Origin of the sequence: Pararhizobium sp. DWP1-1-3, from assembly GCF_049896125.1 — a bacterium.
In the GTDB taxonomy this organism is placed as follows: domain Bacteria; phylum Pseudomonadota; class Alphaproteobacteria; order Rhizobiales; family Rhizobiaceae; genus Pararhizobium.
Genome location: NZ_JAFCTR010000004.1, coordinates 202,721 through 223,850, shown reverse-complemented (window position 1 = coordinate 223,850; position 21,130 = coordinate 202,721). Strand labels below are relative to the sequence as shown.

Below are 21,130 nucleotides of genomic sequence, written 5' to 3'. Positions count from 1 at the left end.
TAAAGCCTTCATACCTATAGTGGGCGCTGCAGGAAAGCACCGAGTGGAAATCGCTCGTGACCTCGTATAAAAACAAGGATTTGCCGCGCAACTGGCCCTTCCCGTCCGTCGGCACAACTTAGACAACGGGTGACGTAAACAGCGAATCTCTCCGGTTCTTGACCCCGGTAGGAGGTAGATATGACTATAGATACCGTAACTCTCTCGGACTCGGCGGCAAAACGCATTGCCGTGATCCTGAAATCGGATGCCGAGAAAAAGGCCATGCGCGTTTCCGTCGAAGGCGGCGGATGTTCCGGCTTTTCCTACAAGTTCGACCTGGTCGGCGATGCCGACGACGACGACCTTATCCTCGAAAAGGGCGAGGCCAAAGTTCTGATCGACAGCATGTCGCTGGTCTATATGAGCGGCTCCGAAATCGATTTCGTCGATAACCTGCTCGGCCAGTCGTTTCAGATCAAGAATCCGAACGCGGTTGCAAGCTGCGGATGCGGCACGAGTTTCTCGGTCTGACGGCCAGATCTCGCCTTAGAGATAGGGCGACCCCAGCCAGAATATCTTGTTGAGCAAGCGTGTCGTAAACGGCTTGGCGCGCAGACCTGCCAGCGTCACAGGCTGGGCGTTGCTCAACACTGCCTGTAGTCTGTGCCCGACGGCGCCAGCAAATCCGGCGTCCAGCACCTCCAGATCGATCTCGAAATTGAGCCGCAGCGAGCGTGGATCGAGATTGGAAGAGCCGACATAGGCCCAGCGGTCATCGACCGTCATCAGCTTGGAGTGATTGAAGGCACCCGTGGAACGCCAGATGCGGCAGCCGCCCCTCAAGGTCTGGTCGAACTGCGCCGTCATCGCCCGATCCACCAGCACAAGGTTGTTGACGGCAGGCACGATGATATCGACCTCGACCCCGCGCATCGCCGCTGTCACAAGCGCGCTGATCAGTTCCCGGTCAGGCAGGAAATAGGGCGACATGATACGGATGTTGCGCCTGGCGACGGAAAAGGCCCCCATCATCATCTTGTGATTGGATTCGTTGGCACGGTCCGGTCCGGAGGGTACGGCCCGTATCAGCACGGTGGGTTTCTGCAACGGCGGCGCCACCGAGATTTTCCACGCTGGCCCATCCAGCGCTTCGCGGCTGGAAAACCGCCAGTCTTCGGACGCCACCTGGAAAAGGTCGGCGACGACCGGACCCGACACGCGAAAATGCGTGTCGCGCGCCTGCCCTTCTCCGGCAAACTCGCCGGTAAAACCCGAGCGGATGTTCATGCCCCCGGTAAAGGCGACCGAGCCATCGACGACGAGGATCTTCCGGTGAGTCCGCAGGTTGGCATAGGGCAACCGCAGCCCCATGATGATGTTGCCGTTGAAGACTTTGACGGTGACGCCGCCTTGCTGCAGGTAACCGACAATGCTTGGCACCGAGTAGCGCGCACCGACGGCATCGATGAGCACCCGAACGGCGACACCGCGTTTGGCAGCCGCGATCAAGGCATCGGCGAATCGCAAGCCGATCGGATCGCGATCGAAAATATAGGTTTCGAGAAGGATGGAGCGCGCCGCGCCACCGATCTGCTCCAGCATCATCGGATAGGCGATATCGCCGCCCTCCAGCATCGTGATGCCGTTGCCGCCGCACATGCGATGCCGGCTGACACGATCCCCGAGCAGTTTCATCGCCCCGAATCGCTGCCCGAACCGCTCGGCAACCAGCGCGCTGGAAATATCGAACTTGCCCATGGCGTCCGGTCCGCGCTCGCGGAACAGCGACCGCTGCTGTCCGATCGACGAGCGGCGGATGCGGTTGATGCCGGCAATCGCGTAGATCAACGCACCGATGATCGGCGACAGCAGAATGACGCCAACCCAGCCAAGGGCCGAGCGCACCTCGTCCTTGGTCATCGTTGCGTGAATGGCAGCCGGCACGCCAAGGACAATGGAAAGCGCCGCGAGGATGTGCGGCCAGTAGGTTGTGAGCAAATCGATCATGCACAGACTATAACGGGCCGGGATCAGGAAGCAATTAGGGGGCACTCTACACGTCTTTCTGCCGCATCGGGTTTGTGAAAAAGCTGCACTGGCGCTAAAAGCAGAACAGGCGCTGCGCCGTCAGCCGAAAGGACGTCATCCGTATGAAAATCGTTACCTGGAACATCAACGGCGTTCGGGCCCGCATCGACGTCCTCGTGGCCTGGCTGAAAGAATCGCAGCCCGATATCGTTTGCCTCCAGGAAATCAAGACGATGGACGAAGGCTTTCCACGCGCCGAGATCGAAGCGCTTGGCTACCATGTCGAGACGCATGGCCAAAAAGGCTTCAACGGCGTCGCCATCCTGTCGAAGCTCAAGCCGGACGAAATCAATCGCGGCTTGCCGGGCGACGATACGGACGAGCAGTCCCGGTTCATCGAAGGGGTATTTTCCGTCAAGGGCGGCGCAATCCGCGTCTGCTCGCTCTATCTGCCCAACGGCAATCCGGTCGAAACGGAAAAATTTCCCTATAAACTATCCTGGATGGAGCGGCTGAACGCCTTTGCGCAAAGCCGGCTCGCGCTGGAAGAGCCGCTGATTCTCGCCGGCGACTACAATGTCATTGCCGAGCCGCACGATTGCTGGGACGTCAAGGTCTGGCAGAACGATGCACTTTACCAGCCGCGTAGCCGTCAGGCGTTCCGACGGCTCGAAAATCTGGGATTTGCCGACGCCGTCCGTTCAACAACAGATGCTGCGCCGCTCTATACGTTCTGGGATTACCAGGCCGGTTGCTGGCCAAAGAACTTTGGGATCCGTATCGATCACCTGATGCTGTCGCCGGAAGCGGCGGACAGATTGATCTCGACAGATATCGAGAAGCACGTGCGCGCCTGGGAAAAGCCATCCGATCACGTTCCGGTGGCGGCGCAATTCAATTTTGCTGCTTGAAAAGGGCTGACGCCTTTAAGGCTCAATCGCTGTCGCTGTCGAGATGAATGCTGTGCGACATGGCGACGGCCTTGCGGCGATCGTCTTCGGCAGCAATCGAGAAGGCCTGCTCCTGCAGGGCTTGCAGCCAGGGCCTTTCCTTGGGGGTACACTGGTCAAGTGCTGCGGTCATGTAGGCCAGCCCACGCGCCGTCTGGCCTTCCTGGAAGATCACATTGCCGAAAACACCCATGGCACCGGCGTGACCGTTCTTGCGGGCACGGTTAAGCCATTTCTTCGCCTGCTGAACATTGACGCTGCCGCCGTCGCCGGACAGAAGCATCTTCGCAAGCTGGAACTGTGCCTCGGGAACACCGAAGGTGGACGCGGCCTGAAAATAAAGCTGGCGCGCCTGGCTGAGATCGCTTTTTACGGGGCTGTCCGGAATGCCGCGACGATAATAACCGGCCAGCGAAATCAGCGCATTGACAAAGTATCCGGTGTCCTCGGAACCCGGCTCGACGCCCTTCTCGGCAATCTCGTTATAGATCTTGAAGGCTTCGAGGTCGTTTTCAGCCACGCCGTCGCCATAGGCATACATATTGGCAAGTGCCCAGCGGGAGCCCGTATGGCCCTTTTCGGCAGCATAGCGGTAAGCTTCGACCGCCTCGTCCTTGCGGCCATTCTTATAGGCGGAAAAACCGAACTTGAAGAGGGCGAAAGGTCCCGATTCCTTGGTGATTCCGGCGTTGGGATCGAACGCATAGGCCATGCGGTGCTCAGCGGCCAGCGTGAGCGCTACACTCAGAACAAGAAACGTCAACGACCGGTAAGCGCGTATCAGCATGATAGTCTATTTCTTCCGTTCAAACCCGAGATCCGGTCCACAAAAGTTCCCAATGAGCCCCTGCCGAAAGCGCCGCACAGACTGGCATCTCCAAGACAGTACCCAGCGTTTCCGGCAAGAGTGCGGCCCATCCCGGCCGCACCATCCGTCTCACAGATACCTACCCTGCCAAACAGCCAATAAAAGCTGCTTCGAAGTTTCGTAACATCATGGGAGACATGGATTTTTTCGAAAACGCGATGACTCATCTACCCTCAAACGCCGCATGCTCAAAACCTACCGGCGCATTTGTCAAGTCCATCGGTGCTCCCAGTTTGTGGCGGGAAATAGACACAATCGCCAGCCAGCAGGCTGTCACAGAGTATAGAAAGAATGTGTTGCTGAATCGTCACAAAACGTGATGCCGGAAACACAGAATTGTCCGTGAGCGCCATTGAAATTAATGGTCACGAAACCCGGGTTAGAGGCACGCTCTGCGGTCCATTCCGCGCAGATGCAAAACGCATGAGCGCTGAAGTCAGGGACACATCTTTCTTCACGAATGCCAGCGCATACCAAAATGGCCCGATGCGAGCATCGGGCCATTGTTTTACTCTGTTTCCAACGATCAGAACTTGACCTTCAGCGAGGTCGAAATGGCGGTCACGATGTCATTGCCAAAATCGTATTTCACATCTTCACCGACGGAACTGCCGCTGGTGAGAAGGCCGACTGCGCCCGCGAGACGCAATTCGACGTTTTCGGTCGGCGAATAGGATACGCCGGTTCCAAGCGTCCAACTGTCAGTCTGGTTGCCGTAGCCATGGCTGGTACCACGGTCCCAGGTCAGGCTGGCCGCACCGCTCCACTGATCGTTGAACTTGTGACCAACACCGCCGGTCACTGTCCAACCGTCGCGATAGAGAAGAACAAGGCTGGTTGGAAGGTTGCGCGGATCAACGGTGCTGTTCGGAGTGACCTGAATGACCTGCAGTTGGCTCCAGTCGGTCCACTTGACCGATCCGAAGACGAGCCAACCTGGGGCTACACCGGATTGAACCTTGAGTTCCAGAGAGTCCGGCATCGATGCAAAGCTGGATACGTCGTACTTCGTGCCTGGAACGGTACCGATAACTGCGCCGCCAGCGTTGCGGACCGGCAATCTAACTCCGGTGAGATCGACTGTACCGCCCAGATCGTCGAGATCCACCGCACTGTTGTAAACGAGGCTCGCACGAAATGCATATTCGGGGATTTCATATGCTGCACCAGCGCGCCAACCCCAGCCGCTCCCATCCAAATCCAATCGGCCAACGCCGTCAAACCCTGGAGCCACGAAAGGGCTGACAAAGCGTTCCTTGAAACCGCCAACTTCCTGGTAAAAGCCACCACCGATTATGCGGAACTGCCCTTTGCCCGCATCCCATTTATAGGAGCAGGTGGCCGCGTAGTTGTCGCTCTCGATCTTGGTTTCAATATTGTCGTTGGCACCCGCCCAGCTTGAGCCCGGGTTGGTATGCGCACCCCATGGCTGCGAATAGTCTGCCATGCAGTCGATGCTGTCGCCGAAACCGGCCTTCACGCCGATGCGCGGCACCCAATACCCCTCAGTTTCACCAACACCATTGGTCTGACCGCCGCCAATACCATTGGAACCAAGGCCGTTCGCCGGATTTACGTCCACCACATTATCAAGCTCGCGCTGCGGATTGACGTATGTGGCCGCGGCCTCAGCGGCATAGGTCGATGGATCAAACAGCAGGTCAATATTGTAGCCGCCGCGCTCGAGACCGCCAGCATTTGCGGCCGTGCTCGTCAAAAGCACAGCAAGCGCCGCCGTGATCGTCGCCTTGATTTTCGTGTGGATCATCCGTTTCCCCCCTGAACACAGATCATTGGCCGACGCGAACGCCGACCTGTCGAAAAGAACTATCGACTGCGAATGGCGAATGGCAAATACCTAGATCTCGCAATTGGACACATCAGCGCAACAAAAATTTACGTAAGAAAATCCAGATTCGCGTCAAAATGAGAAGATGGGGTAAATAATTTTACCTTTGCATCACGAAATCGCCGAAAAAGGAATAATCCTCCATAAATCACGGCGACTGTAACTTCGACACAACAATGCCATTTTTTGCCCCCCAGCCGCGGCGTCGAAGACATGAGGAGAGGCAGAGGGCACGTTTTCGGGCGTCAGAGGCTCTGCGGCATGGAAAAATAGAAACAGAAAAAGGCGGCCGAAACCGCCTTTTATGATCATTTTCAAATATATATCAGTGGCATAAGCATGCCGAACAGCATGCCTCCCCGTAGATGCTTCAACCTCAAACGGCGTCAGCGACCGTCGCCAACGCGACGGCGAGAGACGCCTTCTGGCCATCGAGTTCAGCCAGGCGTTCACGCTCGGCATCGACCACATCCGGGCGGGCGTTGGAGACGAACTTCTCGTTCGACAGCTTGCCGAGGATGCGCTCGCGCTCCTGCTCGACCTTGCCGATCGCCTTTTCCAGCCGCAGCTTTTCAGCCGACAGATCGACCAGGCTGCCGAGTGGAAGGCAGACCGTTGCCTCGCCAACGACGATCTGCGCGCTCCCCTTCGGCGCAGCCGCCGCAAGATCGATCGCATCGACACGCGCCAAACGGCGGATAGCCGCGGCATGGCGTTCCAGGCGTTCCTTTGTCACCATGCTGGCTTCAACGACAACCAGGGGCGCGATCGCAGCCGGGGGAACGTTCATTTCCGAACGGACAGACCGGATGCCCGACACCAGGTCGATCAGCCAGTTGATCTCACCGGCAGCAGCGTCATCGGCATAAGACGCAGCCGGCCAGTCTGCGTGGCAGAGCAGGCCGTCGCGTGCCGTGCCTTCGCCTGCGGTCTGGGCCCAAAGCTCTTCCGTCATGAACGGCATGAACGGATGCAGGAGCTTGTAGGTCTCATCGAGGATATAGGCAACGCAGGCCCGCGATTCGGCCTTTGCGGCCTCATCATCGCCGCCGAAAACGGGCTTCAGCAGTTCCAGATACCAGTCGCAGACCTGGTTCCAGACGAACCGGTACAGGCTGCCCGCAGCTTCATTGAAACGGTAGTTCTCGATCGCCTCGGTGACGTCGCGGATCGTGCGCGACAGCTCGGTGAGTATCCAGCGGTTGATCGTCAGCGAAGATGTTTCGGGCACGAATTTCGGATCGTTGGCGACACCGTTCATGCCGGCAAAGCGCGTGGCGTTCCAGAGCTTGGTACCGAAATTGCGGTAGCCGGCGATACGGGCCGGATCGAGTTTCACGTCTCGCCCCTGCGCCGCCATGATCGCCAGCGTGAAGCGCAGCGAATCGGCGCCGTACTCGTCGATCAGGTCGAGCGGATCGATGACGTTGCCCTTGGACTTCGACATCTTCGCGCCGTTCTTGTCGCGAACCAAGGCGTGAATATAGACGGTATGGAAGGGTTCCACCGGATTTCCGGCATCGTCCTTCATGAAGTGCAGGCCCATCTGCATCATCCGGACAACCCAGAACGGGATGATGTCAAACCCGGTCACCAGAACATTCGTCGGATAATATCTTTCCAGCTCCGGCGTCTTGTCGGGCCAGCCCAGCGTCGAGAATGGCCAGAGGGCCGAAGAAAACCACGTGTCGAGAACATCTTCGTCGCGCGTCAGAATTTCACCCGGCCGAAAGTTCTCCAACAGATCCTCGACATAGGCCTTCATTGGCCCTTCATGGGAGAGATAATGCTGAATGGCCGCATGCAGCGCTTCTTCTTCGCTCTTCTCGACGAAAACCTGGCCATCCGGGCCATACCAAGCCGGTATCTGGTGTCCCCACCAAAGCTGCCGGGAAATGCACCAAGGCTCGATGTTTTCCAGCCACTGGAAATAGGTCTTTTCCCAGCTCTTCGGAACGAACTGCGTGCGGCCCTGCCGAACCGAGGCAATGGCCGGCTTGGCCAGCGTCTTGTTGTCGACCCACCATTGTTCTGTCAAACGAGGCTCGATCGGTACACCGCCGCGGTCGCCGTGCGGAACCGTATGCTGGTGCGGCTCGATCCTGTCGAGAAGGCCACGCTCCTCGAACATCGTGACGATCGCCTTGCGCGCAGCAAAGCGCTCGACGCCATCGAGCGCCGAGACAACGGCCTCCAGCTCGTCGGTGGCCGGCAGGCCTTCGAGAAAATCCTCGTTGCCGGCAAGCGTCAAATGGCCCTCGATCGTCAGGATGTTGACCTGGCGGAGATGACGGCGCTTGCCGACCTCGAAGTCGTTGAAGTCGTGGGCCGGCGTCATCTTGACGGCGCCGGTTCCGGCCGTCGGATCAGGATATTCGTCGGCGACGATCGGGATGAGACGGCCGACCAGCGGCAGAACGACATGCTTGCCGACGATCGCCTTGTAGCGCTCGTCGTCGGGGTGAACGGCAATGCCGGTATCGCCCAGCATGGTTTCCGGCCGGGTCGTCGCCACGACCAGATAGTCACGCGTTTCCCATTCCGTCGCCTTGCCGTCCTCGTCGAAGGCGATGGGGTGCTGATAGGTGACGCCGTCTTCCAGCGGATAGCGCAGATGCCAGAGACTGCCTTTCATCTCGACCTGCTCGACTTCCATATCGGAGATCGCGGTCAACAGCTTCGGGTCCCAGTTGACCAGCCGCTTGTCCTTGTAGATCAGGCCGTCCTTGTAGAGCGAGACGAAGACTTCGAGGACGGCTTTCGAAAGCCCCTCGTCCATGGTGAACCGTTCGCGCGACCAGTCGCAGGAGGCGCCGAGACGTTTGAGCTGATTGAAGATCAGACCACCGGATTCGGCTTTCCACTCCCAGACCTTGTCTATGAAGGCCTCACGGCCCATCTCGCGGCGGTGCAACTGCTGTTCCATCAGCTTGCGCTCGACGACCATCTGCGTGGCGATGCCGGCATGGTCCATGCCGGGCTGCCAGAGCACGTCCTTGCCGCGCATGCGCTCGAAGCGGACCATGATGTCCTGCAGCGTATTGTTCAGCGCGTGGCCCATATGCAGGGAGCCCGTGACGTTTGGCGGCGGGATGACCACGCAGAAGCTCTCGGCGCCCGGTTTTGCCCCTGCACCTGCACGGAAGGCGTCCTCGTCATCCCAAATCTTGGCGATGCGCGGTTCGACAGCGGCGGAATCATAGGTTTTTTCAAGCATTTTGGAGCCAAACTTGCTGATTGATATCGGTGGTTTGTAAATCTGAACGGGGCATTGCTGTCAACAATAACAGCAAAAAAGCCGCCAGTGTGATTGCTGGCGGCTTTGCAGGGAAGAAATGCGTGGTCTAACGCCTCGGACCGCGCGCAACGCGCTCGATTTCCTCGCGCACGAGCCGCTCGACGAGCGGCGGCAGGTTGTCGTCGAGCCATTCGTGCAGCATCGGGCGCAGCATGTCTTCGGCGATTTCATCGAACGAACGGCGGGAGCTGCTATCGACAGCGAGGGCCAGATCGCCAAAGGAGCGCGCGACCTGTTCGCCGACGGCAGGCGAAACAAGCGCCGCAACATCCTTTTCCGTCACGATGGACAGCGGCTGGCGCAGCACCGGCGCCTGTTCAAAAGGAACGGCAACGGGTTCAACCGCTTCACTGCGCACTTCGGGAGCAACAATCGGCTGAACCACGGAAACCGTGGGTGCCGCTGCCGTATCCGGCTTGCTCTCAGCCTGCAAAGGCAAGGACGATGGTGCCATACGTGATGTGACCATCGGATTATCGGATTTGGCACGGGGCGCGGCAGGCTGGTTTTCCGGCTCGCGAAACGGTGCCGAATGCCGCTCAGAGGCTGCCCGAACGCGCGCGGCGACATCGGCAAGCGACATTGGCGGCGCGGCTACAGCTGGTTTTGCGTTGACGTCTTCAAACGCACGCACCGGGGGTTCGGCGGGGGTAAAATGCTTCTGCTCCTCGTCTTCGAACTCTTTTGCAAGAACCTCGTCGTCGATCGTCAGGTGAATGTCTTCGGCGGCTTCGTCCTCGTCATAGCCGCGATAGGCATTGTCCGGAGCCGGGCCGAGATCGTTGGCGGGGAAACCGGGAATGCCGGGCTCGTTGCTTTCGATGATCTTTCGAATGGACGCCAGAATTTCGTCCATCGAAGGTTCACGCGCTACATTGGGCTGTGCCATCATTATCCCCGTTTCTGCGGTCGCGCTTGATCGAAACATTGCCGCGCAGTCAGTGGCCGGACTGTATGCGAGTTCGGCGCCGAACAAAACGCTGCGAATCATCTAGTTGGAATCTTGCACAGATTTGTTGGCGGCGTCACCTATCACATGGCGGCAGCACAAAGCCGCCCGGGTGGCATGCGCGGACGGCTCAGAAAATAGGCTGACATCAGGCGCTGCGGTCAGCGACCATCGACGGTTCTCAATCCGAACCATTTGTCCTTGACGGCTTCGTAATGTTCTTCGGCACGGTACTCGACAACCTGAAGATTCTGGCTCTGGATTGTCAGACGGCCCATGGCGGCAAGCAGCGAATAGCTGGCAACGACGGCATTGCGTTGCGATGTCACGAGGCTCTCTTCGGCCACCAGCACGCTCTGCTGCGCGTCGAGCACGTCAAGCGTCGTGCGCTGGCCAACCTTGCGTTCCTCTATGACCCCCGCCAAGGCTTGGTTTGCCGCGCCGACCTGGGACTTATTGGCGGCAGTCGTGGCAAGGGCTGCCTCAAATTGCGCATGGGCGGTGATAATCGTCTGCTGAACTTCGGCGCGAGCCGAATCGACCAGAATGCGCTGCTGGCCCATCCGTTCCTTGGCCTGGCGAATCTGCCCGTATTCGGCACCACCCTGATAGAGCGGAACTTCAAGCCTGGCGGTGATGGAGGCGTTCGCGGAGTCGCTGCCATTATCACGATCGGTCGTGTTGCGTGACACTGATCCCTGCACCACCACACCTGGCAGCATTGTCCCTTCGGCAGACTTCACCCGGTATCCAGCGGCATCGACATTGTACTGCGCGGCGGCAATGGACGGATGATCGCGCAAACCTGCGGCAACAGCCTGATCAAGGCTTTTCGGAAGTGCTTTCGATGCCGGTGCTGGTTGCTTTATACCCTTTGGCACATCGCCGACGATCTGCACGTAGACGGCCTCGCTCTGTTTCAATTGCGCTACGGCATTGACGAGAATAGCCTGGGCTCCTGCCAGTTCCGCTTCGGCCTGGCTGACGTCGGTACGGGTCCCCTCGCCGACGTCCAGCCGTGACTTCGCGGCACTCAACTGCTCCCTGAGAAAGGCAAGGTTCTGCTTGCGAATCGACACGATGCGTTGATCGCGGGCGATGTTGGCATAGGATTGCGCCGCCGCCAAAAGGATGGAAATCTCATTTGCCTTCAACGTTTCGCGACTTGAAAATACCGTGGATTCTGCGGCCCGAACGTTGTTCAGGGTTTGAAAGCCATCGAAAATCTGTTGAGTAATGGTGATCCCGGCAGATCCATCGGTAAAGTCTTGGTTGATAAGCGGAGTTCCGGGCCGAAAGCTCTCCTCACCCAGCCGTGTCGCTGATCCGGTCACGGTAGCCGAGATTTGCGGACGGTAACCGGACTTGGCGATCGGCACACCTTCGTCGGTGGCGCGAAGCCCGGCACGCGCGGCATTCAAATCCGGGTTGTTCTGATAGGCCTTTGCCATTGCGGCCGAAATGGTTTCCGCAAGAACGGTATGCGGCACAAGCCACAAGGCGGAGGAAAAGGCGGCCGCCACAGCCGTTTTACGAAAAATCGACACTAAACTCACTCCAAAATAAAGGCCGGCAGGGCACATCCTATTTGCGAGAACGTGACGCCCCGGCTATGCCGGATTTGCTTGTCACGCCTTGTCCCGTCGCGATATCGAGGAAAAATGGTCAAAGTGTCGCCTTTTTACGATCCTCATATTATTTTTAACTAATATTTAATTATAGGATTGGCAAATCGTATTTTCGCCAATCCCATGCCCACGATCAGATGTCGTGTCGTTCACTCGCAGGACGACGTATTAAAATACAAATTCCCGCGTCAGGCGGAAACCCGGCAGCGGCTTGACGGCTGTATTGAACGCCAGGCGTTCCGAGGTCCTGCCGTTTTCACGCAGGAAGAGCTGCGCCCTCGACGCGTTGCCGAGGCCGACCACGGCAACCAGACGGCCGCCATCATTCAACTGGGCCAGCAGCGATTCCGGTATCGTCTCGACGGCACCGTGAACAAAGATCACGTCATATGGTGCACCAGCTGCATGGCCCTTTTCAAGATCGCCGCTGACCACCGAAACATTCGCGTGGCCAAGGCGGCCCAAAGTTGCAGACGCCTCCGACACAAGGGCGGCATCACTTTCAAGCGCCACGACCGAGGCTGCAAGTTCCGACAGGATTGCCGACGCATACCCGGTTCCGCAGCCGATCTCGAGAACCTTGTCATCCTTGGAAATTGCGGCCAGCTGAAGCAGCTTTGCCAGCGGCGACGGTTCCATCAGGTACCGCCGACCGCCGGCAGCGTCTGCCGACAACTCGATATCGCTATCGATATAGGCGAGCGGCTTCAGTGCAGCAGGCACGAATTCTTCTCTCGGTACTGACAGGAATGCCGCGAGAACGGCGTGCGATGTCACATCCGTGGTGCGGATCTGATTATCGACCATCTTGATGCGTGCTGCTTCGAAATTCATCTTGCCTGCCTTTGTGATCCGGATCGTCTTCCGGCGTGTGCGCGCTTTTTGGCTTGCGCAGATAAAACAACCCGGCGGCGCTTCAGCTGTCCGGGCAGGGCAAGCTCATAAATCCGCGCATCTACCGTTTCAAGCTATGGAATGCAGTTCTTGCAAAAAAGCAAGCTTCACAACAGCCGGTTCGCATATTCTGCCCTTCCCGTGGGCAAGAAATTTGGGCAGATTCGCAGCATCGACGCGAATCACCGGAAGTGGAGATCGATAAAGTGGCAGGACGTTTCAAACAGCCAAATCATTTCGCGTCCCGGCTTCTCCTTCTATCGGCCAGCGCGTTGGTTTCCGTCTCAAGCTTGAGCAGCGCAGTGGCGGCTGAAACGATTTTCGACGAACTGCGCTTTGGTGCCAGTGCATCCCTTAGCAACGGCAGCTCTTCTGAGCCCGGCATCTTCCCGTCCGCCACCATCTTCTTCGATCCGTTGTCGAGCGGCACTGCGACGACATGGCAGCAGACAATTCTGGAACCAAGGATCTATCTTGGCGCCTCGGTTGGTACCGGCGATGGAGTGGATCAGATCTTTGGCGGCTTCAGCTGGACCGCCGACATCACCAGCCGCCTGTTCGTTGAACTTGGGCTTGGCGGAACCGTTCACAATGGCAAGCTGGACGGCAGCAACGGCAAGGGCCCGGATCTCGGGTGCCGCCTGCTCTTTCGCGAACAGATCGCGCTTGGTTATCGCGTCACGGACAATTGGCAAATCCTCGCGACAGCCGACCATTCGTCGCATGCCAATCTCTGCGATGGGCCGAACGATGGCCTCAGCCATGCCGGCCTTGCCATCGGCTACAAGTTCTAACCTGACTTGATCGTACCTGAGCTGCCGGCATCACCCGGCCGGCGCGGCTTCAAGGCCAACCAATCCGATCTTGGTGTATCCGGCCCGTTGGATGAGGTTCATGACCGTCATCAGCTCACCGTAATCGACGGCCTTGTCAGCCCGCAGAAGAATGCGGGTTTCCACATTCCCCTCAGTCATGCCGTTGAGTTCGGCGACGAAACCGTCGCGATCGATTTCATTGTTCCCAAGCGCCAGGGAAAGATCCGCCTTGAGGGTGACGAAAACCGGCTTGTCTTCACGTTTCACCGGAGCAGCTGCCGATTGCGGCAGATCGACCTTCATATCGACGGTGGCAAGCGGCGCCGCCACCATGAAGATGATCAGGAGAACGAGCATGACGTCGATGAAAGGTGTGACGTTGATCTCGCTGTTTTCTTCGAGGTCGCCACTGCCTTCGCTGATTTTGCTGGCCATGTCTTATCCGATCCGCGCGATGCCGGCTTCCGAATGCACGTGGCTTTCGGCCTTGCGCGGCGCCAGGCGGCGTGCCTGACGGAAATCGAGATCGCGGCTGACGAGGCGTTCGACCGCAGCCGAAGCATCGGCAAGGATGAGACGGTAGCCGCCGATCGAGCGGGCGAAATAGTTGTAGATCACGACGGCAGGAATTGCAGCAACAAGGCCGATGGCCGTTGCCAGCAATGCCTCTGCGATGCCCGGCGCGACGATCGCCAGGTTGGTCGTCTGCGCTTTGCTGATGCCGATGAACGAATTCATGATGCCCCAGACAGTCCCGAACAGACCGACGAACGGAGAGATCGAGCCGATCGTGGCGAGAATACCGGTGCCACTGGCAATGCGCTTGCCGGCACCGGCCTCGATGCGGGAGAGCTGCGAGGAGACGCGCTCCTTAACCCCTTGAGTCGAGACCAGATCCAGTATGGCCTCCGACTTCGACAGTTCATCGCTGGCGGCCGCGATCATCTCTGCAGCCGGTCCCTTTTTCACCGTGGGCGTCTCGCGCATGTCCCGCAGCACCACCGCATCGGACAAGGCACGCACCGCCCGCTTGGCACTGCGCTTGGCGGCAGCAAGCTCGAAAGACTTGGCAAACAGGATTGCCCAGGTCGCAACCGACGCCAGGGCCAAAGCCGCCATGACAGCTTTGACGACAATGTCGGCAGCCATGAACATGCCGAGCGGCGAAAGATCATGCGGCAGGACCGGGTTGGGCGCGGTCGCTTCGGCACTGTCCGGGACGGTCCCGTCCGCAGCCGCTGCCTGATCGTTCAACGGCGCCGCCGGCGTCGCTTCATTGGCAGGCGTGACCGGCAATACGCCAGCTTGCGGCGTGACCTGAACCGGCTGCTGTGTTTCATTGACCGTGGCAGCCGGGGCTTCCTGCGCGCGAAGCGCTCCGGCATTCGAGAACGCCAGCAGCACGGCCGCCAGCATCATCCATTTCGGCATTGCACGGTTCGGCATGACTTATCCCTACCTCGTCTTTGCCCGCCGACCCCTTGGGAGGATAAGATGGCGGGACCATGTAAATCCATCGTTTGACGGCCGGCGCCGAACGCGCCTGCATCAATTGCGGCTTCATATGACATACTATGGCTGAAAGACAAGTATTTGTGGAGTGCTTTAATCAAGAATAAACAATCTTGCAAAAATCGATGTCACTCCGAGCAGGCCGACAGGGTAGAACATTCATTCATTCGCTTCCCCAGCGTCGAACAGCCCTGTTCGCCAATCATAAGTCCTGTGTTGTGCCCATGGCCGCTGCAAATGCTCCTGCGCAGTCACCACCCGCATGTCCGCACGATCGGCCGTATTGTCCACAGAGCGGAGGCTGACGCCATAAATCTCGACCGCCCCCGTGCGGCGCAAACTGTGGCCGCTCAGCAACAGCGCTCCAGAGCGGCAGGTGCGAAACCGCAGCCGAACCGGCGTCACGACGATATCAGCCTCTTCGCAGGCGATGCCGATGAAACGCGCATCGTCAACGGTGACGATACGCCAGCCTTGCTGCGCCATCGCTGCACACCACTGCTTTGCAACGCAGACAAAACGTCCGGGTACCGCGTCCGCCAAAAGCCTGCGGATGACCGCGCGTGCCGCACCCGGGTCGATTGGAGGCTTTGTTTTCCTTGCGTCGGCCGCTTGTCCACCGCTTGATGCTGGTTCAACGGCGTCCCTGATCGCCAGTTCAGGCCGTTGCTGCGGCTGTCGATGATCCTTGAGGCGCAGAGCGCGCTGCCATTGGGAAAATACAAAATCCGGAGGCTTGGTCCGGTTACTGGCTGCCTCCGCTTGCCTGATCATGGCCACCAGGCGACCATCTTCGGCGATCACGATATCCGGGCGAACAACCGCACTTGTCGAGGTCACCACAAGACCGGCAGCGATGATCAAGAGGCCGGATGCGGCGAGCCATGTCCGGAACAGGCAGGCCAAAACACCACCGGCGGCAATCAGCATGAAGGCGTGATCCGGAATGCGGCCGGTTGTCACCTCGCCGCCCCAGGAGGACACCATCCGCGCAATGGATATCATCCACTCGAGCCCCTGCCCCATGACCAGCAAGGGGTAACGATCAAGACCGAACGGCATCAACAGCATGGCCAGCAAACCAAAGGGCATGACGAAAATGCTGATGATCGGCATGGCCAGCACATTGCCGATCAAACCGTAGGCCGCCAGCCTGTGGAAATGGCCTGCCGAATAAATCATCGTCGATAGGCCGCCGATCACCGAACTGAGCAGCAGGCCGGCGAAAAAGCCGCCGACTGCCTTCAACGGACCGACGCTGCGGCTTTTTGGAAGAATGTCGCGGGCCGGCCGGTCGCGCCAATGGGCATAGCCTGCAACCAGAGCCAGCGTTGCCGCAAACGACATCTGGAAGCCCGGCCCCGTCACGGCCGATGGTGTAATGACCAGGATGATCAACGCCGACAGTGCCACATTGCGCAGGCTGATCGACGGCCTGTCGAAGAACATGGCGATCAGCATGATGGAGATCATGATCCAGGACCGCACCGCCGAAACAGCGCCGCCCGAGATGAGGATATAGGCAAACACCATCACAAGCGCCCCGGCGGCGGCGAGTTTCTTGATCGGAAAACGATGGGCCAGCCCGGGAACAAGGCTCAGCAGCGTGCGCGCACCGATCAGGAAGGTTCCGGCGGCCAGAACCATGTTCAATCCGGAGATCGCCAGCACATGCGCAAGTCCCGCCTGGCGCAGCGCCTCGATCGTCGGTCGGCCGATGGCCCGTTCCTCGGCCGTGACCAGCGCTGCCGCTATTGCTCCGGCGTCGCCCCCGATCGTACCGCGAATACGCGTGCCGACGGCCTCCCGCCAGCGGGCGATCGTTTCGCCGATATCAGCGCGCCAAGCGGCAGTCCCGCTTCTGTCCAGGTCTTCGACGTCTGAAACAGCCTGCGGTTTTCCGTAGAAATAGCCGACAGCGCCAATACCCTTGAAATAACTGTCGAAGGCGAAATCATTGAGGCCGGGAAGGGCAGCCCCGGACGGCGGCGATAATCGCGCCCTGCCCTCGATCCCGCCACCGATCCCGACAGGCGTTTCGCGGCTGCGGGACAAAAGCGTGACCTTGGCTGGCGGGCGTTTCAGTTCCGGCTCCGAGGTCTGGCTGACAGCGACGGTATATCGCCAATAGCCGCGATCCGTGGTTTCCCGCGCAGTGACGGTACCCCGCACCCATGTCGTCACCGGCGTGTCGAGCACTACGGTTTGCAGACGCGCGGTCTCCCATGCGGCAAGCCCCATGCCTGCGGTCAACAAAGCGGCAATCAACATGCCCGTGCGTAAAAGGGCCGGACGGTGGCGAAGCGCAAAAGCGGCCATGCCGAAAACGCACATCAGCAGTGCAAGTTTGAGATGGCCCGGCGTCTGCGGGAGCCGAAACCACACAAGCGAGCCTAGACCAAGGAAGACAGGAACGAACAGCAAGGCGTGCCCGAAGGCCACTTCCTCCAATGCAGCCCGTTTCAGCTCAGCATGCCAGTGAATGGCTCGCAATCTCTTGCGCGTCGATGTAAAATCGCCAAGGGGACTGCGCCAGGCCCGGTTTTCCGGCTGTTTCGTCGCAATGTCAGGAAGGGACGAAACGCTCGCTAAGGCGTGGAGATGCACTCTGTCGGGCTGCACACCCGGTGCCACCCCTGGCTCCTGCCCCTGTGTCATGGATGCCGTTCCACCCGCCAACGTCTCGCCACATTCTGCAACCGGAAAGAACGAAATGCAACCGACGAGATTGGTGCACAAAAAACATGCAGAACTTTTCCACGCGGTGGAAGCCAACCAGTCTTCGAACGATTATGTCATTGGACATATAGCCCGAACGTGTAATTATTGCGTCGCCATATGCCTATTTTTGCATCGCACAATTTGCCTTTGGTTCAACTTGGCAGCCGTGAGTAAATCGGATAGCACATGGTCGGCGTTAATATCTGCGGCATAATTGTGTGCCAATTTGCTGCAAACGGAGGATCCCCCATGACAGGAAAAAGCGCAGTCGTAACCGTGGACGACAAAACGGTGGAATTGCCGGTACGATCGGGGTCGATCGGTCCGGACGTGGTCGATATCGGCACGCTCTACAAGCAGACCGGCCAGTTCACCTACGATCCCGGCTTCACGTCGACCGCATCATGCGAATCCAAGATCACCTATATCGATGGCGACCAGGGTATCCTCCTGCATCGCGGTTATCCGATCGAACAGCTCGCCGAGCACGGCGATTTTCTCGAAGTCTGCTACCTGCTGCTATACGGCGAACTGCCGACAGCAGCCCAGAAGAAGGATTTCGACTATCGCGTCACGCATCACACCATGGTGCACGAGCAGATGTCGCGCTTCTTCACCGGCTTCCGCCGCGATGCCCACCCGATGGCCGTCATGTGCGGCTGTGTCGGCGCACTGTCCGCCTTCTATCACGACTCCACCGACATCACCGATCCGCACCAGCGCATGGTCGCAAGCCTGCGCATGATCGCCAAGATGCCGACGCTCGCCGCGATGGCCTACAAGTACCATATCGGCCAGCCCTTCGTTTATCCGAAGAACGACCTCGACTACGCATCGAACTTCCTGCGCATGTGCTTTGCCGTTCCCTGCGAGGAATACACCGTCAATCCGGTGCTTTCGCGCGCCATGGACCGGATCTTCATCCTGCATGCCGACCACGAGCAGAACGCCTCGACCTCGACCGTTCGCCTTGCCGGTTCGTCAGGTGCCAATCCGTTTGCCTGTATCGCCGCCGGCATTGCCTGCCTTTGGGGTCCGGCCCATGGCGGCGCAAACGAAGCCGCGCTCAACATGCTGGCCGAAATCGGCACGGTCGATCGTATTCCGGAATTCGTTGCCCGCGCCAAGGACAAGAACGATCCGTTCCGCCTGATGGGCTTTGGTCACCGGGTCTACAAGAACTACGATCCGCGCGCCAAGATCATGCAGAAGACCACGCATGAAGTGCTGGCCGAACTCGGCCACAAGGACGATCCGCTGCTGGAAGTGGCAATGGAACTGGAGCGCATCGCGCTGACCGACAGCTACTTCATCGAGAAGAAGCTCTATCCGAACATCGACTTCTACTCCGGCATCACGCTGAAGGCGCTCGGCTTCCCCACGACCATGTTCACGGTGCTGTTCGCGCTCGCCCGTACGGTCGGCTGGATCGCCCAGTGGAACGAGATGATCGAAGATCCGGAACAGCGCATCGGCCGTCCGCGCCAGCTCTACATCGGCGAACCGGAACGCGACTACGTCCCGGTTTCCAAGCGCTAAGCCAAGGAAATACCCATTGAAAAAGCCCGGTCAGAAATGGCCGGGCTTGTTTGTATTCAAAACATCAAGAACGATGCGGGCGGCTGTCTCGCCCGGCGGTTTCTCCGTCTTCATGCGTTGCCAGACGGTGCTGTATCCAGCGAGCATGGCGGCGCGCTCCGGTGTATTGCCGGTCAGTCGCTCTATCCAGCGCGACAGCGCTCCGGCGCGAATGGCCTCGTTCAGATATTCCGGCACGAGGGCATAATCCGCCACCAGATTGGGAACGGCTGCCGTCCAGATCTTGATGCGCTTGTGCATCAGGCGGATGATCCAGTCGGCCTTGTAGGTCGAGACGACGGGGATCCCGGCGAGGGTAAGCTCCAGGATCACCGTGCCGGACGCCGCAACGGCTGCGTCGGCCTCAGCGAAAGCCTTCCATTTGGCGGCGGCTCCGACTGTTATTTCCGGCTTTACCGGCCAAGACGCGGTTATCTCGCGCACGAGCTTTTCCTGCCGTGGAACTGTGGGGAGCAGGAACCGCATATGCGGATGCCGGCTGCGCAATTCCTCCGCAGTCTCGCCGAACGCCGGCAGCAGACGGCTGATTTCGCTGCCGCGAGACCCCGGCAGAAGCAGGCATGTTGCCGAATCCAGGCTGACGCTTGCAGCACGCTTGTCAATTTGCCGTTGCCGCACCGCCAGGACATTGGCGTCCATTGCCAGCCGATGTCCGACATAGGTCGTCGGCGGACCGCCGAGCCGTTGCATCACCTCCGGCTCGAAAGGAAGTACGGCGAGAACGTGATCGACATAAGCAAGCATCTTGACGGCGCGTTCGGACTTCCAGGCCCAGACGCTCGGGCAGACGTAGTTGACGATCGGCAAATCCGGTAAAGCCTTGCGCACGCGGCGCGCGACGCGGTGGGTGAAATCAGGGCTGTCGATGATGACAAGGATATCCGGTTTGGCCGCGATAATGGCACTCGCCGTCTGGCGGATACGCAGGATCAGTTTCGGCAAGCGGGCAAGAACCTGCGAGATCCCCATGATCGACAGCTCGGAATAGTCGAACAGCGAATTCAGGCCTTCAGCCTCCAGCCCCTCGCCGCCAACGCCAAGCAGCGAGAGATCGCCCTTCACCAGCGGGCGCAACGCCTTGACGAGATCGGCGCCAAGCAGATCACCGGACACTTCGCCTGCGATGACAGCGAGCTTCAGACCGTTTGCGCTCATTTCCCGCCTCGCAAGAGGGCGCGGTCCACTCCCGTGATGAAGAGACCAGCCTCGTTGGCCAGCGCAATCATTTCCTCCCGATCAAGAACGAGCGCCCGGCCAGCTTCAATCGCGATACCGGCAAGCCCGGCCGCCTGTGCACCCTTGATCGTCGATGGACCGACCGAAGGAAGATCGGCGCGCAAATCCTGTTGCGGCTTGCAGAGCTTGACCAGCACGCCGCGACGGCGGCTGGAGATGCGTCCGTCGGCCTTGAGCCGCGCGACCCGCTCCAGCATCGCATCGGTGCCCTCCGGCCCCTCGAGGGCCACGACACGGCCACCGACAGCAACGGCGCCCTGCCCGACGTCCAGATGACCAAGGGCGATGGCAGCAGCTTCGGCGGCCTCGATATCTGCCTGATCTTCCGCACCCGGTGTGCGGGCGCCCAGCGTGCCGATCTCGGCCAGAAGTTCCGGGACGATGTCCTGCACGCCGATCACGCGTGCGCCGTTGGTTTCGATCAGTTCGATCGCCATTTTCAAAACCGCGTCATCGCCCCCGGACAGGAGCGTGCGCAGAACACTGGGTATCTTCACCAGGCTTTTCATCGTCGGCTTGATGTCGCGCCAGTCCGGCCGGCGGCGGACGGCGCCCGACATGACAACACGGCCAATGCCAATATCGCGAAAGACGCCGCTGATTGCCTTGAAATTACCGATGCCGAGTGTCGTGTTATCGAAGGACGACCAGTCCCGATCCGACTCGTTGGCAAGTGCGATGATGAATGGATTTTCGCCGTGCGTGCGTGCAGCTTCGGCAACATGCAGCGGCAGCAAACCGCTGCCGGCAATGATGGCCAGCCGGTCTTTGATCTCTGGCCGGCTGTGCATGCTCATCTGC

At 59.3% G+C, this 21,130-nt stretch carries 16 protein-coding genes; 4 read left to right on the top strand and 12 right to left on the bottom strand.

Annotated elements, in window-relative coordinates; genetic code table 11:
• The first annotated feature begins 180 nt into the window (after nt 1-180).
• On the top strand, nt 181-513 hold the full coding sequence (gene erpA / locus ACP7BS_RS12120; protein ID WP_113243592.1) for an iron-sulfur cluster insertion protein ErpA: 333 nt from the start codon (nt 181-183) through the stop codon (nt 511-513).
• A 15-nt stretch (nt 514-528) separates the two neighbouring features.
• On the opposite strand, the gene ACP7BS_RS12115 is transcribed toward erpA, so the two are convergent.
• Nucleotides 529-1,989, bottom strand: coding sequence for a phospholipase D-like domain-containing protein (locus tag ACP7BS_RS12115; protein ID WP_426238307.1), 1,461 nt, complete (start codon nt 1,987-1,989; stop codon nt 529-531).
• 143 nt (nt 1,990-2,132) lie between these two features.
• Here ACP7BS_RS12115 and xth point away from each other — a divergent pair, with 143 nt between their 5' ends.
• Nucleotides 2,133-2,921 carry an exodeoxyribonuclease III gene (xth, locus tag ACP7BS_RS12110; protein WP_426238306.1) on the top strand — a complete coding sequence of 263 codons (789 nt, stop codon included), beginning with the start codon at nt 2,133-2,135 and terminating at the stop codon, nt 2,919-2,921.
• Nucleotides 2,922-2,943: 22 nt separating this feature from the next.
• Here the strand turns inward: xth and exoR are convergent, their stop codons facing one another.
• The 6 genes from exoR to ACP7BS_RS12080 all read right to left on the bottom strand — a co-directional run bounded on the left by exoR (nt 2,944) and on the right by ACP7BS_RS12080 (nt 12,386).
• Nucleotides 2,944-3,747 carry an exopolysaccharide production regulator ExoR gene (gene exoR, locus ACP7BS_RS12105; protein WP_426230217.1) on the bottom strand — a complete coding sequence of 268 codons (804 nt, stop codon included), beginning with the start codon at nt 3,745-3,747 and terminating at the stop codon, nt 2,944-2,946.
• A 607-nt stretch (nt 3,748-4,354) separates the two neighbouring features.
• A complete protein-coding gene (locus tag ACP7BS_RS12100; RefSeq protein ID WP_426238305.1) occupies nt 4,355-5,596 on the bottom strand; it encodes an OmpP1/FadL family transporter in 1,242 nt (413 codons plus the stop codon).
• A gap of 457 nt (nt 5,597-6,053) precedes the next feature.
• On the bottom strand, nt 6,054-8,894 hold the full coding sequence (locus ACP7BS_RS12095; protein ID WP_426238304.1) for a valine--tRNA ligase: 2,841 nt from the start codon (nt 8,892-8,894) through the stop codon (nt 6,054-6,056).
• A gap of 127 nt (nt 8,895-9,021) precedes the next feature.
• Complete coding sequence (locus ACP7BS_RS12090) at nt 9,022-9,864, bottom strand: DUF2497 domain-containing protein (RefSeq protein WP_426238303.1); 843 nt, start codon at nt 9,862-9,864, stop codon at nt 9,022-9,024.
• A 221-nt stretch (nt 9,865-10,085) separates the two neighbouring features.
• The gene (locus tag ACP7BS_RS12085; protein WP_426238302.1) at nt 10,086-11,507 is read right to left on the bottom strand and encodes a TolC family outer membrane protein; all 1,422 of its coding nucleotides are present in this window, start codon (nt 11,505-11,507) and stop codon (nt 10,086-10,088) included.
• Between the two features lie 213 nt (nt 11,508-11,720).
• The gene (locus tag ACP7BS_RS12080) at nt 11,721-12,386 is read right to left on the bottom strand and encodes a protein-L-isoaspartate O-methyltransferase family protein (RefSeq protein ID WP_426238301.1); all 666 of its coding nucleotides are present in this window, start codon (nt 12,384-12,386) and stop codon (nt 11,721-11,723) included.
• 266 nt (nt 12,387-12,652) lie between these two features.
• Between ACP7BS_RS12080 and ACP7BS_RS12075 the strand changes: the two genes are divergently transcribed.
• Complete coding sequence (locus tag ACP7BS_RS12075) at nt 12,653-13,240, top strand: acyloxyacyl hydrolase (RefSeq protein WP_426238300.1); 588 nt, start codon at nt 12,653-12,655, stop codon at nt 13,238-13,240.
• A 30-nt stretch (nt 13,241-13,270) separates the two neighbouring features.
• On the opposite strand, the gene exbD is transcribed toward ACP7BS_RS12075, so the two are convergent.
• The 3 genes from exbD to ACP7BS_RS12060 form a co-directional block, all read right to left on the bottom strand.
• The gene (gene exbD / locus ACP7BS_RS12070; RefSeq protein ID WP_426230210.1) at nt 13,271-13,696 is read right to left on the bottom strand and encodes a TonB system transport protein ExbD; all 426 of its coding nucleotides are present in this window, start codon (nt 13,694-13,696) and stop codon (nt 13,271-13,273) included.
• Between the two features lie 3 nt (nt 13,697-13,699).
• Nucleotides 13,700-14,707, bottom strand: coding sequence for a tonB-system energizer ExbB (exbB, locus tag ACP7BS_RS12065; RefSeq protein WP_426238299.1), 1,008 nt, complete (start codon nt 14,705-14,707; stop codon nt 13,700-13,702).
• Nucleotides 14,708-14,932: 225 nt separating this feature from the next.
• Entirely contained in the window at nt 14,933-17,431 is a 2,499-nt protein-coding gene (locus tag ACP7BS_RS12060; protein WP_426238298.1) for a ComEC/Rec2 family competence protein, read from the bottom strand.
• Between the two features lie 312 nt (nt 17,432-17,743).
• On the opposite strand from ACP7BS_RS12060, the gene gltA reads away from it, so the two are divergent.
• Nucleotides 17,744-19,033, top strand: coding sequence for a citrate synthase (gene gltA, locus ACP7BS_RS12055; RefSeq protein WP_426230207.1), 1,290 nt, complete (start codon nt 17,744-17,746; stop codon nt 19,031-19,033).
• Between the two features lie 30 nt (nt 19,034-19,063).
• Here the strand turns inward: gltA and lpxB are convergent, their stop codons facing one another.
• Together lpxB and ACP7BS_RS12045 are read right to left on the bottom strand one after the other, a co-directional pair.
• The gene (lpxB, locus tag ACP7BS_RS12050) at nt 19,064-20,248 is read right to left on the bottom strand and encodes a lipid-A-disaccharide synthase (protein WP_426238297.1); all 1,185 of its coding nucleotides are present in this window, start codon (nt 20,246-20,248) and stop codon (nt 19,064-19,066) included.
• Complete coding sequence (locus ACP7BS_RS12045; protein ID WP_426238296.1) at nt 20,245-21,126, bottom strand: LpxI family protein; 882 nt, start codon at nt 21,124-21,126, stop codon at nt 20,245-20,247. The genes lpxB and ACP7BS_RS12045 overlap by 4 nt, the downstream gene beginning before the upstream one ends.
• Nucleotides 21,127-21,130 lie beyond the last annotated feature (4 nt).